The organism is Enterococcus ratti, from assembly GCF_001886195.1.
Classification (GTDB): Bacteria; Bacillota; Bacilli; order Lactobacillales; family Enterococcaceae; genus Enterococcus_B; species Enterococcus_B ratti.
On the sequence record NZ_JXLB01000008.1, the window covers coordinates 76,230 to 90,060 of the forward strand.

The following is a 13,831-nucleotide window of genomic DNA, read 5'->3' on the forward strand; positions in this document are numbered from 1 at the left end:
ATTAAAAAAAATCGTTTTTCTAAACTGCATTAATGCGGATAAAATAAAGACATGTTTTGTTGTCACTACTAATAGTAAAGGAGAGATTTAATGCAAAATCACTATGTAGAAGATCCAACATTTAAACGAAAAGGAGGGGAGACATCAAAAAGTAAAGAAAAAGCGCCAGCTCCTTTACCACGTAATACACATAGTATGAATAGAGCGCCAGCTGTTTTACCTCGTCGTACTATGGATAGTATAAAAAGTCAAAGCTACAATAGTTATACTAATACTAGTTCATATAAGGGACAGTATCAATCTTATTCAGATAGATAGTTAATCACAAATAAAAAGTGGGACAATCATCGGGTTTTTCTCTGACTGTTGTCCCGCTTTTGTTGAATTCTGTTAAATTTTCTTCAATTCTTTGTAATTAATAATGATTACACCTTTACTTTGAGTCATTAAATTGGTATTTTCTTCTGTTTCATCAATTTCAACAACCGCAGAATTTTTTAGTTGTTTTGAAACGATTCCAGTTTGTGGCGTTCCATGAAACATAAATGCCACGTGTGTATTGATCGTAAATTTTTCCCCGAATTCTGATGGTACAATTGTTGTGTCAAATTTTCCAAACGTTGCCATTTTCATAAAACCTGCCTTTCATATCAATTATACCACGTTTTATGAAAAAGATCATGAAATAAAATAAAATTTCCACTTCTGACTTTACAATTTTATTAATTACGTATATAATTCTATGTGGTAATATTTATAAAAAGCCAGCTTAGCTCAGTTGGTAGAGCAACGCACTCGTAACGCGTAGGTCACAGGTTCGAACCCTGCAGCTGGCATGAAAACTAAGAGAGAAATGCTAATATATAAGCGTTTCTCTCTTTTTTTGTGCCAAACATGTGCCAAATACTATCTAATTTTTAACATACCCTGAAATACACCTTTGTTTTTTTCCACTTCTCTTTCTTCCACTTCTTTAACTACGTGGCTATAAGTTTTTGTTGTCACAGATAGATTTTTATGACCCAAACGTTTTGAAACAGCCATGATATTAATTCCTTTGAAAATTAAAATAGAGGCATGCTTATGACGCAATCCATGTATTGTAAGAGGAATAGAAATCAATAACTCTTTAAGTTTTTGTTTACAGCATTATTCGAGATTGTACCTTCTTTTACATTATAAAATACAAAATCATTTTTATCTTGATAACCCCAAGCTCTGTCAATTGAAATCTGTCCTGTTTTTAAATCTACGCGATCCCAAGTCCACTCTAAAAGCTCAGCAAAACGCATACCTGTAGCTCTTGCTACAAAAATAATGAAGTGCGAAGCAAATCGAGGTTCTAATTTTTCTTTTGCTAAACTCATCAACACTTGAAACTCATTATAGTTTAAAAATTTCTCTTCCTCTGTCGACAGCATTAACTAAACTAGCTCTGATATGTATATTTAGACGTTCCACAAAAGCATCAGCATATGTTTTCGGCAAACTTATTTAGTTTTTGCTGGTACGTTTGTCCTTCAGGAAGAAAAAGCTTTAATAACGAGCTTTCAGACCAAGCGGAAACTTCTTGTATACAAGATAATACATAGGTAAGGTTAGTAAAGAGAAAAGAGATGTGACGACTTTGAAAAAATCGAAGGCTTAACCTGTGCTCGCCATAAATACGAAGAGTATCCAAATGTTTTGTTAGATGATCAAATGGAGAAACTTAAAACTGAGTTTTTAAACGATTATCAAGAAAGAATTGAACGATCTGAATATTGCGCACCTACAGGTAAAAGCTACAAGAGCTACTTAGCTATCATTCACAATTGTGCTAAGAAAGACAATCAAGCTTTGAAAAGAGCGTCCAGCGGATTTAAATACAATACAAGATAATCCTAATAAGTTAAAACACAACTTAGACAAATTCAACGAAGAATATAAAAACGGTAAAAGCATTATTGATTATGCCACCTAGCATGACCATTGATATTTTATGGGCTATTTAAAATGAAAGAGTACATGAATGATTTTCGATAAACATGTAAATTTAAAATATAAATTTAGAAATCGACACTCTTGGGCAGAAGAATATTATGTGAGTACGGTTGGACTCAACAAAGCGACTATCAAAAAATAGATTCAAGAGCAAGAAAAGCATGATATGGCGATAGATAAATTGAATGTTCGAGAATACCAAGACCCTTTCAAGGGTTAGAAAGTAATACAAATATCTTTTTAAAGATGGACAAAAGTGGAAAAGGCAATATGGCTTGAACATGAAATGAGAAAGCCAGCGTCTTTGGCGCTGGCCGGTGTTAAGGGCTTATAGCCCTAGTGCAAACTACCCTTTTGAAGGATGGTTATGATTTAATTGATTAGGAATGTTGCATCTATAACATAGCGTTTTTTACCTGAAACAATTACTTCAGTTATTTTATCGATATGATACTTGCTACCTTTATCAACAAGAATCTCTTTTTCACTACCAAATCCTCCTAAGGCATTTATATATGCACCTTTAGTTCCTTTTGGAGCTTGCAATCGAAGTATAAATTTTCTTGGACCAAAAGCAGATAAATTTTCACTAGATAAGCTTGTACTCAAATATCCTTTGTCTTCTTTTGTTGTATTCAAAAATTTCTTTTCGAAATCCGCTAAAGAAGGAAGTGGATCGGATATATTATAACCAAATTCAGCCATTCCACACCATCTATAGAGAGTTATACTTTCTGGAAGTGGTTTTAGATTTAAGGAAGAAGATATATTTTTAATTTTATTATCCAAAGCCGCATTGCCTTGACCACCCTGATTTCTCAAATAGTCATTAATGGCTTTATAATCTTGTCCAGCATATCCTACTAAAGCCTCTTTTTGTGCTGCTGTTAATGATCCTGCCCAGTCAGTATAATTTTTTTTCCCCCAATTATCAGCTTCCCCATTAATGTCGTTTTTAAAATCAAGGCTTTTTTTCATTGCGCCTTCTACTTGTACACATTCTAAGCCATTTTTTACTACTTTTGAAATCTTCTCAACATTAAGCACATAGTTATTGTTAACCAACATAGTATATTCTTGATTATTTAAAAATACTCCGGCTTTTGTTTTCGTAGCTTGTCCTTGATTGTTTGGTACTAGGACTTTTAAAAGTATTCTTTCTTTACTATTAGGAGCTTCTTCTGTTAGCTTAGTTTCGAAATAACTATCGAATTTAATATCTTGTCCTAAAAATTGATTTTTAAATTTTTCCATAGCTATAGAATCAATGTTATTGCCGTTAGTTAATGGAGAATTAAATCCAATAGCTGTTGGCTCAACATTTTTATATGTTATAACAGACTCTGAAGTACTAGCTCTATTAAGTATGTTATCTATTTTTTTTAATTCATTGATTTCGGAATCAAATAAACCAGCCATTGAAAAGGTAATTGTTTTATAATTAGTTTTTATGTTGCCTTTGTCTGATACAAAATCACTGAGAGTTTGCTTTTCTGAAGATGATAATTTCCATATCTCCTTTTCTTGCTTTTCTCCCCATTTTTTTGCTTCTTCTTTATTATTTTTAAAATCTTTTATTTCATCATTAGCTACATAAATAAAATCTTGATTATTCGTTATGTTAATATCACTTGCATATGTGGTTGCAGCATTTAATAGTAAAGACGAAGATAATAAAGAGACCATATAAATCTTTTTAAGAACTTTTTTTTTCATGTAATATTCCCCATTTTATAAATAATTTTTATCTTTATATTAGTTAATAATATTTTTTGTTTTTATAACGTTTTAAAAATGTAATAAATAAAATATTCTATAGTTATATTAAATTTATTAATTTAATTAAAAAAACTATTTTAATAGATTTTTATTTGGTTTTGTATGATCATACAAGAGTATGTTAACATAATATTTTTTATTTTAAAATAAATATGCTCATTTTTTTAACATATTTTTTTTGTTTTTTTATAATTTATAATAACAATTAAATACTTTTGCTATAAAAAATGATGACAAAAGAAATTACGGAAGAACTAAATTTTTAGAGGAAATAAAAATGATGAAAATGCTATTGATCTTTATCAAGTAGAACAGAAAATTGGTGATTTATCAGTTTTCTGTTCTATGGGGTTTAAATGTGCAGGAGTAATCTATTAAATTGTGCAGGAAATTAGCAAAAATAAAATTATTCCTAAAGTGTTATATGGTAGCTATGAAAGCTTTCATTAACAGTTGAAGAAAATTATAATCTAAAATATTTATTTGTTGTTTGGAGGGCATGATTAAAAAAGAAGAAGTACTATTGATTGTGTGAAACAATGACTTTACTTATGAAGAACTAGATGTAATTTTCAAAAGTCAAGAGTCTAACTTTGACATAATAGAAAAGAAATTAATAGTAAAAGCTTTATGGCTGCTGGTAGTGAAGCTATAACGATAATAAAGAAAACAAGCGCACTTGTAGACATTGCAAGAAGCGAAAGGGAATCTGTTTTTTTATTTTTGAAATCGTTATCTTAAAAGTAGTTGCTTCAAAATAAACTGAATATGCGTTTTACAATTGTGATTAAAAGTAAAATTGTTTTAACTTTTTTCTTTAAGTTTATTAAAAAAATTATTTGATTGTTGAGAAATATTCACAAAAAGTAGCGCATTCCTTGTAATAATTAACTTTTTTCATATTTTAATATAAAAATCATTTAAAATTCATAATCCTATTATTTTAAAATTTAAAAGTGAAAAAAATAGAAAAAATTGGAAATTTGCGGTGTTTATTTAATAAAAAACACTCTATCCTAAAATATATAAGAAAATTTATTATTATATAGTAACGAAAATTTGAAAAAAAGTCTGTTACTTATGGGCATAGTGTTTACTAATAGAAAGGTTATTCGAATAAAAATATGTTTTTTGTGCAATAAAAGTGATTGATTTGTTAAATTATAAATAGGAAAATTAGGAAAAAATAGGACAATTTCTGAGAACTCAATACGAGTGCTTCATTAGAAAGAAGATGAGCAATCATTTACTGACAATTTTAAGTAGCATACTATACGTTTTTTCTTCAAATGGAATTCTCTTCCAGATGAGGATGTTTTTTATGCTCATTCGTAAGAATAAGCAAATAATAAATTTTATCGAACATAAAAATAATTTTGCTAATTTTTTATCAGTAATGGTTGATTCAAATCAATTGTCTTTGATCGCTATCGTAAAGATTGTAAAAAGAGAAAAACTGAGTAATTAAATTGTTTTCAACAGATGTCATAAATGTGTTGAAAATGAACAATGAAAGGAATGGAGAAATGGACATCGTTCAGTTGCTAGATGAAAATTCCAAAATGAAAATTGATCTTCTAGAACTAATTCAAACGAAACTTGGTGAAAAAGTAGAAATATCTTTTTTAGCGCAAAAAACTGCTATATCTAAATTTAAATTAGGAAAATTAATTAATGAGTTGAAGATGGACTTGCAACAGAAATTAAGTTTTGATAACATTTTTACCTTTAAAAGAGGGGTCATACAAGTGAATTCTTTTATTTGTGATGAGGATATTCTTAAGTTACGGCAACAATATTTAGATAATTCACTGATTTATCAGTTGCTTATTTTTTTGCTATTTTCAAATAAACCAATCAACAAATTTATTGCAGAACATTATATCTCAAACTCTTCTTTATACCTTTACAAAAAACGAATCAATAAGTTGTTGGAAAAAGAACATTTGCTTATTAAGAAGAATAAGATAATGGGAAATGAATGGAAGATTCGTTCAGTAGGTTATTCTATTATTCATGATTTAAATGGTATGGGTTATCCTTTTACCGAACAGCAAAAAGCTCAAAGTGATCGGCTTGTATTATGGATTGAACAATTTTTTAAAATTAGAATTCGAAATAGTTTACGTTACAAGTTATCTTTGTTTCTTTCAGTTAGTGCGCTTCGTATTCAGAAAAAAGCCTATTTTAATGAATCAAATGTGACAATCAAGGTAGATATGACAGCTCCACTGATTCAACATCTTGCTTGGAAGTTAAAGGCAGAATATCAAGTTTCAGATACCATTGCTTTAAGAGAAGCTGCGGTATTGTATATCTATTTATACGTTAATCGAATCATTCATAATAAAACATATTTAGATTTTTCTGAATTAAAGCCGACTTTGTCTACTTTTAATCACAATTATTTGAATATGATCAGAGAAATTGCCGATGTCATTTCCTTAGATTATCGATTGCTCAACACTTTGGTGAAAGAGGTGCAGCCGATTCATGAACGATTACTGTTTATGCCTGATATTCATCATAGCTTTAGAAGTATTCATAATTTTCAATTTTTACAAGAAGAATATCCTTTATTTGATCAAAAAGTAAAAGAAACCATTCTAAAGACTACTAATGCTGTTTTGTTGAATGAAGAGGAAAAAACGGATTTGTATATTTGTTATATGATGGAATTAATTGAGAAATTCCCCTTAGAAGCAATTGAGGAGGCTGTTTATATTGCTTTGGATTTTTCATATGGAAAAGCCTACGAAGAATTTATTGCAGAACATTTACAATATTCTTTAGCTGGAAAAATTGTAATTGAAAAAGTTATTTCTTCCAAAACAGATGTTTATATTTCTGATTTTCATTTAGGAAATCTTCAATGTAAAACGATTCTATGGCAAAGGTTGCCAAATCATCACAATTGGCAAGAACTGATTACACAAATTAAGAAAATTATTCTCGAAAAAAATGTAAAAAAGCGTGAAGGAACGCTGATTTCCCAACAATCAGCAAGTATACTCGAATAAGAATAAGCAAAGAATCATCCAATAATAATTGCGAAATTTTAAAATAATTGGATGAAAATGACTACAAATCATTAATATTAACGAAAAAAATAAACTTAACTATCGTTGGACAGCAATGAAACGTTTTTTATAGAGAATTTTGACTATTTTTATATTTTGAATCATTTAGTATAAGAGCAGATCAATCATTTATTTTAGATTTAGCATTTTTTTAATAAAGCAGAAATACATGAGTGTGGGATAAAAGTAAAAAACACTTTTATTCCACGCGTTGAACACAGATAAATGGCGGGATTAGAAGAAAATTGTTCGGAAATAATCTGAAGTTCACAAAAATTTGAAAAATAATTTTTGTGGATTTCTTCTTATTTCTCGGAGTTAAACACTTCTGTTCCAGCCTTTTTTTTTACAAATAGAGAAATTTCAAAATATTTACAAAAAATAGAGAGAAGGAAACGTAAAAATTACTGATTTTTTTCATATATTCCATAAAAAAACAATTTTTTTTATGGAATATATGAAAAAAAATACAAAATAATTATCAAGGGATATTTATAATGAATGTGAAAATTTTATTAATAAGGGGAACTAATTGATGTATAAAGAGCAACTGTTAGATTACCAAGCCGAAAAAGAATATCTTTTGATTCACTGGTTATACATAGAAAATTTTAAATTAGGCAAAAGTGATATTTGTAAAAAATTAAATATTACTTATCCTACTTTAAAAAAAATGGTTGATCGTATCAATAGTTATTTTACAAGACATTTATGTTCTTCAAATCTGCATTTAGTAAATGATAGCCGTGAAATTTATTTTGAATGTGTACCACAAATGCCTATCGATCAGCTTACTAGTTTTTTTTTCATTGAATCAGACTGTTACAGATTATTAAATATATTGTATAATCAGAAAGCTTTAACAAGAACGAATTTAGCAAACAAATTGAATGTTAGCATGACTAAACTAAATTTTGTGATTATCCAATGCAATAAATTGTTGCAAGAATTTGATTTATGTATCAAAAATGGAAGAATACAAGGAAATGTTTTTCAATATTTTTACTTTTATTTTTTATTTTATTGGGGAACAGAAACATTTCCCATTTGTGATCTATCCTCTTTAAAAAGTACTCGCTTGATTCCTTTTATCGAAGAGAAATACCAGCAAAAAATAGGAATGATTGAGCAAAAAAAACTTTCTTTATGGTGTTCACTGCTCAGAGAAAAGAAAAAACTACTTACACTGGAAAATATTGCAAAAATAAACAATCTTTCTATTGCTAACGTGCAAAAAACTGAATTGTTTAAGTCATTAAAATTCTTTTTTTATCAAGAATGGAAAGAATTATCAAAAGATGAATTAACGTATGTTTCTTATTTAACGTATCTTTTTTTTAATAGCTTTGAGATTTTAGATGCAAAAATCATTGATCTAAATTCGATTCATATAAACGATCAACGGCATTTGTTGTTATCAAAAATCATCCTTCTTTTACAAGATGATTATAATTTAGAAGGGTGCTATCAATTAACACATAGCATGTTATATTATCTTTTAGGAAAAATGTTTTTTTTTAAAGGAACGATTTATTCAATTGATCAACTAACTATGGCTTATTCAATTGAAAACTATATATCAGAGATTGAAAAAGAAACGGTAAATAAAATTATTAATTCTGGTATATTTCAAGGACAACAATTTAATGAATCGCTTCAACTTTATTATAAATACGGACTTTATTCAATTGCTTACAGCTTAAAAAAGTATCGTAAAAATAAAGTGCATATTGCACTATTATTAAATACCTCCTCTTTTTTATTTTCAAATTTTTTAACTAGTTTAGAAGAAACTCTTCACAATAATCCAGCCATTCAAGTAACAAAATACTTGTCTGATAAATCTTATGATTTAGTGATTACTAATCTGACTATTGATAAAGTGACTAATACGAAACAAGTTCATCGAATCACAGATATGGGAAACAAGGATCAGTTAAATAAAATATCTTCGATTGTAGAAAATATTTTATTATCTAGAGAATTTGTGATAAAAGACTGACTTTTCTATCTTTTCTAGCTGATCGCTGTGAAAATATCATTCACTTATTTTTCTTTAAATAAGTGAGATAGGAAAATGTACTTTTTATCGTAACAATCGAAAGAAAAAAGAAAATAGTAAGACAATCTTTTGCTAGTGGGTAAAATTGTAAATAACAAAAAACACCCAAACTAAAAAAGAGAGGAATGAATCCAAGGAACACCATTTTTTGCCGATTGATTTTTGCTGGCTCACATAAATAGTTGGCTATCGCAGTTGCTAATTGTTTTAGATCACCAGTAATGAAAAAACTATTGTAAGTGTAGCCTTTTAGTGTGTTGAAAAAGCAAATCTGAAACGTATCAATGAAAGCAATCACTGCTAATTTTAAAATTGATGGAGGCAAGAAAGTAAAAAGACAGAAAATACAAGTTTCAACATAAAGTACACATAGAGGCAACCATTTTTTCTTAAAATAGTTCTTCGTCCAAGTAGCTAAAGTATTTCCTACTATAAAACAGGCACAAACTACTAAAATTTTTTTTTCTAGTTCCCATTGCTGTTTTTTAAGAGCAAGAATAAAGAAAATAAGATTACCAGTTTGAGCGGAGGCAAAAATACCATAACTTAAATAAGTGTAACACTCAATCATGCCACTAATGAAGATAAGGCTTAAATTTAAAGTGTAATTTTTATCATAATTTTGATTTTTCAATGACATACATCCTGTTCATTGTTTTGGATAATTTCATTTTAAAAAAATTTTCACATTAATTTTTCTGAATTGTTCTGATTAACTAAAAAAAAAAGAAGTATTATTGTTTTATTTTTTGTTATCCTTTTTTTGTTTAAAATATAGGAAAGGCTAAGTTGATGAAGCAGATGGAGAATTTACAGCAAGAAATTATAGAGTATTGGGGAAAACGATCAAGGACTTATGCAAAGCAGCATAAAGAAGAATTACAGGCCAGTAAAAAAAATCGCTGGCAGAAATTTTTATTTCCTAAATTGGTAACCTCAGAGAAAAAAATAAAAAAAATTTTAGATGTTGGAACAGGGCCGGGGTTTATGGCCATTTTATTAAGTGAAGCAGGCTATGAAGTGACTGCCATTGATTTCACTCAAGAGATGTTAGCAGAAGCGAAAAATAATGCTGGTTCTTACAAGGATAAAATTAACTGGCTAAAAATGGATGCACAAGACTTAGTGTTTGAAGACCAAACGTTTGACGCTGTAATCACGAGGAATCTCACATGGAATTTAGAAAATCCTGTTCTCGCTTATCAAGAATGGTTTCGGGTGTTAAAGAAAAAAGGAATATTGATCAATGTAGATGCAAATTGGTATCGTTATTTATATGATGAACAAATCTATAAAAAGTATAAAAAAGATCGGTTAATTACTAAAAAGTATCAAATAAAAGATTATTATGAAAATACAGATATTCCTATGATGGAACACATTGCTCGAGAGATTCCTTTAAGTAAAGAAATTCGCCCCAATTGGGATGAAGAGGTGTTGAAGAAACTCGGGTTTGAACAAGTTGTAACGGTTACAGATATCAATTCTTTAGTATTAGATAAAGTGGAGCAAATCAATTTTAGTTTTTCGCCTTTATTTTTTATACAAGCAGTGAAATAAGCAAAGGAATGAGAAAATGAATAGAAGAAAAAATTTGGGTTGTTTATTAATTGCTTTAGGATGTTCTTTCATACTGAGTGCTTGTGCGTCTACTAAACATAGTAGTCAAACACAATTAACCTATGGCTGTACAAAAGATATACGTGATCTTAATCCTCACATTTATTCAGGAGAAATGTCTGCTCAAAACATGTTGTTTGAAGGATTGACAAAAAATGAAGATGGACAAGTTAAACCATCATTAGCAAAAAGCTGGACAATTTCTTCAGATGGTCGAATCTATACCTTTCATTTAAGAAAAAATGTAACATTTTCTGATGGAGAAGCGTTTAATGCGCAGGTCGTAAAGATGAATATGGACGCAATTATGGCAAATAAATCAAGACACGCTTGGTTAGAATTAGTCGATCAAATTGCAGAAACGAAGTCTATTGACTCGAATACGTTTCAATTGGTATTGAAGAAACCTTATTATCCCACGTTAACAGAATTAGGGTTAACACGACCTTTTCGTTTTATTGCTCCTAGCTGCTTTATAAAAGGTGAAACAAAAAATGGCGTGAATGGCTATATTGGTACGGGGCCTTGGGTGTTGCAAAATCATGTAGATAATCAAAAGGCAACATTTATTAGAAATGATCAATATTGGGGAGTCAAACCTAAATTAGAAAAAATTAACTGGAAAGTTATTTCAGATCCTGAGACGTTGGTGTTGTCTTTAAAAAACAAAGATATTGACTTGATTTATGGAGCAGATGGTGATCAGTTGTCTGTGACTACATTTGATCATTTAAAAAATGATTCTTCTTTTGCAACCTATATTAGTAAACCTAGTGCATCTAGAGCAGTATTATTGAATAGTCATCGAACGCTTCTTAAGGACATAAATGTACGAAAAGCCATTATTTATGCGGTAAATAAAAAAGAAATCATCCAAGGTATTTTAAATGGAACAGAACAGGAAGCCCGTACTTTGCTTTCAAAGAAAACACCGTATTGTGATGTAGACTTGACGAAATATTCTTATGATTCTCAAAAAGCAAGTCAATTACTGGAAGCATCTGGTTGGCGTTTCAATAAACAGGGACTTAGAGAAAAAAATGGGCAAACGTTGGAATTACTTTTTTCTTATAATTCTCAAAATGAACAAGAAGGTATGATTGCTCAAGCGATTCAAGGAGATTTAAAAGAAATTGGCATTTCTGTTAAAGTTTTACCAGAAGAAAAACAACTTTTTCTAAATCGACAAAAAGATGGTAATTTTGATCTACAGTATTCGTTATCATGGGGAACACCATATGATCCACAGTCTTATCTTTCTTCTTGGCGTATCGCAGCACATGGTGATTATCAAGCACAACTAGGTTTAGCTAAGAAAAAGTGGTTAGATGAAAAAATTAGTGAAACATTGGTAGAGACGGATAAAAATAAACGAGCGGCAGATTATCAAGAAATTTTAACTTATATAAATGACCAATGTATTTATCTTCCGTTATCTTATTCGCAAACAAGAGCGGTTGCATCTTCACAAGTGAAAGGAGTTACATTCAATGATTCACAGTATGAAATTCCTTTTGAAAAAATGTCAAAATAATAAAATGAGTGATCGCTTCTTTTATTATTCAAAAAAATTAGGTACAGGCATAGGATTACTTCTATGTCTCTCCTTCCTTTCTTTTTTCTTGTTAGAAACACAATCTACTCATTTAGCAGAAACCGTTTTAAGGGCAAATGAAATCGTTCCTACAGCAGAAAATACGAGAGAGGTTACACAAGAATTAAGTTTAGATCAGCCTTTTATCATTCGGTATATTCGTTGGTTGCAACAAGCAAGCCATGGAGACTTTGGTACGAGCTTTATCACCAAAGAAAAAGTCTCAGTATCCATTGCACAAGCATTTATACTGACGCTTTTGCTTACGGGGCTCGTTTTTTTGCTTTTGCTTTTATTTTCTTTTTCTATTGGTGTTTATTCTGTTATCAAACAAGGAAGTATAAGCGAAAAAATATTGAGACTGACGTTATTTTTTATCGGCTCATTGCCGTCTTATTGGATTGGAATTTTGTTTATTGTCTTTTTTTCACTTCAATTGCAGTTTTTTCCAACAAGTGGGGTAGATGAAGCAGGAGCGATTGTTTTGCCGACGTTAACATTAGTATGTGCTAATTTGCCCTCCTATGTTCGCATTGTGAGACAGGAACTAATTCAAACCATGCAAAAAACATTTATGCAGTATTATTATTTACGCAATTTTTCTAGTCGAAGAATTTTTTATCATTTGCTAAAAAATTCTATACGAGCTTCGTTAACTTCTATGAGTATGGGTTTTCCAAAATTAATCGCAGGAAGTGCTGTAGTAGAAAGTATTTTTTCTTGGCCGGGAATGGGGATGCTTTGTGTACGAGCTATTAGTACAAGAGATATTCCTTTGTTGCAAGGGTATATTGTTTTTGTCGCATTCTTTTTTATGTTATTTAATATGCTAATTCAACAACTTAATCAAAAAATTGATCCACGACTAGAAGGGACAGGAAATCAATGACTAAACCAATGAATACAAAAGATAAACTTTTTAACTGTTGTTTATTGCTTTTAGCAATTGTATTTTTACTTGTTTTATTTGCACCCTTAGTTACGAGCTATGATCCTAATCAACAAGACATTTTAAATAAACTACAACATCCGAGCAGCAAACATTGGCTAGGAACGGATCAGTTAGGTAGGGATATTTATACGCGTATTTTATATGGAGGGCGTACGACATTATGCCTTTCGTTAGTCACTACAACAGTCATCCTTTTTTTTGGTTTTTTATTTGGTTGGTTAACAGCTATTCGTCATGGAAAATTGAAACGAATCATCGATTTTTTGTGTGATACTTTACTTGCTTTGCCTAGTGAATTGATTGTATTGATCGTTATTGGAATTTTAGGTCCTAATTTACTGACGATTTTTACTGCGATCACTCTTGCTAAATGGCCATGGTTTGTCAGAATGTTTCAAAGTGAGATAAAGCAATACCAGTATAAGAATTATATCCAATTTTCAAAAGTGATTGGTAAATCAAATTATTGGATTTTACACCATCACTTGCTAAGAAAGATTATTCCGTTAGTTATTGTTTATGGTACATTGAATCTTAGCGGGATTATTATGAGCATTTCTGCGTTGTCTTTTTTAGGAATCGGCATTCAACCTCCTACAGCAGAATGGGGAAATATGGTTAATGAGGCAAAGAATTTTCTATTAGTTGACTATTGGCAGCTAATTCCAGTAGGTGGAGTGATGTTAATTGTGATTTCTGCGTTGAATTATCTAGGGGATCAGTTTGCAACACAGCTAATTTCTACGAAAGAGCAGGCATAA

The 13,831-nt window shown here is 29.9% G+C and carries 12 protein-coding genes, 1 tRNA gene and 2 pseudogenes; 10 read left to right on the forward strand and 5 right to left on the reverse strand.

Translation table 11 applies throughout. The annotated features are described in order from the left end of the window. Positions 1-90 precede the first annotated feature (90 nt). Positions 91-318 (forward strand): hypothetical protein, encoded by a 228-nt coding sequence (locus tag RV14_RS05260; protein ID WP_071855253.1) that lies wholly within the window; start codon positions 91-93, stop codon positions 316-318. Between the two features lie 72 nt (positions 319-390). Here the strand turns inward: RV14_RS05260 and RV14_RS05265 are convergent, their stop codons facing one another. Beyond that, positions 391-633 (reverse strand): hypothetical protein, encoded by a 243-nt coding sequence (locus RV14_RS05265; protein WP_084650298.1) that lies wholly within the window; start codon positions 631-633, stop codon positions 391-393. A gap of 130 nt (positions 634-763) precedes the next feature. On the opposite strand from RV14_RS05265, the gene RV14_RS05270 reads away from it, so the two are divergent. Then, a tRNA-Thr gene (locus RV14_RS05270) sits at positions 764-836 on the forward strand. Positions 837-906: 70 nt separating this feature from the next. Here the strand turns inward: RV14_RS05270 and RV14_RS12655 are convergent. Both RV14_RS12655 and RV14_RS12660 read right to left on the reverse strand, forming a co-directional pair. Beyond that, on the reverse strand, positions 907-1,122 hold the full coding sequence (locus RV14_RS12655; protein WP_071855254.1) for a tyrosine-type recombinase/integrase: 216 nt from the start codon (positions 1,120-1,122) through the stop codon (positions 907-909). Then, positions 1,119-1,367: a site-specific integrase gene (locus RV14_RS12660; RefSeq protein WP_245785473.1), complete on the reverse strand. Its 249-nt coding sequence runs from the start codon at positions 1,365-1,367 to the stop codon at positions 1,119-1,121. Before RV14_RS12660 ends, RV14_RS12655 begins: the two co-directional genes overlap by 4 nt. 289 nt (positions 1,368-1,656) lie before the next feature. Here RV14_RS12660 and RV14_RS12665 point away from each other — a divergent pair. After that, positions 1,657-1,878, forward strand: a pseudogene (locus RV14_RS12665) (replisome organizer); the annotation flags it as partial. Positions 1,879-2,011: 133 nt separating this feature from the next. Further along, positions 2,012-2,203 (forward strand): annotated as a pseudogene (locus RV14_RS11885) (IS200/IS605 family transposase); the annotation flags it as partial. Between the two features lie 152 nt (positions 2,204-2,355). Here the strand turns inward: RV14_RS11885 and RV14_RS05290 are convergent. Beyond that, complete coding sequence (locus tag RV14_RS05290; protein ID WP_071855256.1) at positions 2,356-3,699, reverse strand: ADP-ribosyltransferase; 1,344 nt, start codon at positions 3,697-3,699, stop codon at positions 2,356-2,358. Between the two features lie 1,532 nt (positions 3,700-5,231). Between RV14_RS05290 and RV14_RS05295 the strand changes: the two genes are divergently transcribed. Both RV14_RS05295 and RV14_RS05300 read left to right on the forward strand, forming a co-directional pair. After that, positions 5,232-6,782 carry a helix-turn-helix domain-containing protein gene (locus RV14_RS05295; RefSeq protein ID WP_245785474.1) on the forward strand — a complete coding sequence of 517 codons (1,551 nt, stop codon included), beginning with the start codon at positions 5,232-5,234 and terminating at the stop codon, positions 6,780-6,782. A 595-nt stretch (positions 6,783-7,377) separates the two neighbouring features. Further along, positions 7,378-8,844: a helix-turn-helix domain-containing protein gene (locus RV14_RS05300; protein ID WP_071855258.1), complete on the forward strand. Its 1,467-nt coding sequence runs from the start codon at positions 7,378-7,380 to the stop codon at positions 8,842-8,844. A gap of 40 nt (positions 8,845-8,884) precedes the next feature. On the opposite strand, the gene RV14_RS05305 is transcribed toward RV14_RS05300, so the two are convergent. Beyond that, positions 8,885-9,538, reverse strand: a complete 654-nt coding sequence (locus RV14_RS05305) for a YoaK family protein (RefSeq protein WP_071855259.1) — start codon at positions 9,536-9,538, stop codon at positions 8,885-8,887. A gap of 158 nt (positions 9,539-9,696) precedes the next feature. Between RV14_RS05305 and RV14_RS05310 the strand changes: the two genes are divergently transcribed. From RV14_RS05310 to RV14_RS05325, 4 genes are read left to right on the forward strand one after another with little or no spacing between them, the layout of a single operon-like run. Further along, positions 9,697-10,464, forward strand: a complete 768-nt coding sequence (locus RV14_RS05310) for a class I SAM-dependent methyltransferase (RefSeq protein WP_217265348.1) — start codon at positions 9,697-9,699, stop codon at positions 10,462-10,464. A 16-nt stretch (positions 10,465-10,480) separates the two neighbouring features. Continuing rightward, the gene (nikA, locus tag RV14_RS05315) at positions 10,481-12,058 is read left to right on the forward strand and encodes a nickel ABC transporter substrate-binding protein (protein ID WP_071855260.1); all 1,578 of its coding nucleotides are present in this window, start codon (positions 10,481-10,483) and stop codon (positions 12,056-12,058) included. Next, positions 12,015-13,007, forward strand: coding sequence for an ABC transporter permease (locus tag RV14_RS05320; protein WP_084650303.1), 993 nt, complete (start codon positions 12,015-12,017; stop codon positions 13,005-13,007). Before nikA ends, RV14_RS05320 begins: the two co-directional genes overlap by 44 nt. Next, a complete protein-coding gene (locus RV14_RS05325) occupies positions 13,004-13,831 on the forward strand; it encodes an ABC transporter permease (RefSeq protein WP_071855261.1) in 828 nt (275 codons plus the stop codon). Before RV14_RS05320 ends, RV14_RS05325 begins: the two co-directional genes overlap by 4 nt.

Bases quoted from the DNA above. Each gene is read 5' to 3' on its own strand.
- RV14_RS05290 (WP_071855256.1), bottom strand. From the start codon at position 3,699: ATGAAAAAAAAAGTTCTTAAAAAGATTTATATGGTCTCTTTATTATCT.
- RV14_RS05310 (WP_217265348.1), top strand. From the start codon at position 9,697: ATGAAGCAGATGGAGAATTTACAGCAAGAAATTATAGAGTATTGGGGA.
- nikA (WP_071855260.1), top strand. From the start codon at position 10,481: ATGAATAGAAGAAAAAATTTGGGTTGTTTATTAATTGCTTTAGGATGT.
- RV14_RS12660 (WP_245785473.1), bottom strand. From the start codon at position 1,367: ATGAGTTTAGCAAAAGAAAAATTAGAACCTCGATTTGCTTCGCACTTC.
- RV14_RS05265 (WP_084650298.1), bottom strand. From the start codon at position 633: ATGAAAATGGCAACGTTTGGAAAATTTGACACAACAATTGTACCATCA.
- RV14_RS05300 (WP_071855258.1), top strand. From the start codon at position 7,378: ATGTATAAAGAGCAACTGTTAGATTACCAAGCCGAAAAAGAATATCTT.
- RV14_RS05325 (WP_071855261.1), top strand. From the start codon at position 13,004: ATGACTAAACCAATGAATACAAAAGATAAACTTTTTAACTGTTGTTTA.
- RV14_RS05260 (WP_071855253.1), top strand. From the start codon at position 91: ATGCAAAATCACTATGTAGAAGATCCAACATTTAAACGAAAAGGAGGG.
- RV14_RS05320 (WP_084650303.1), top strand. From the start codon at position 12,015: ATGATTCACAGTATGAAATTCCTTTTGAAAAAATGTCAAAATAATAAA.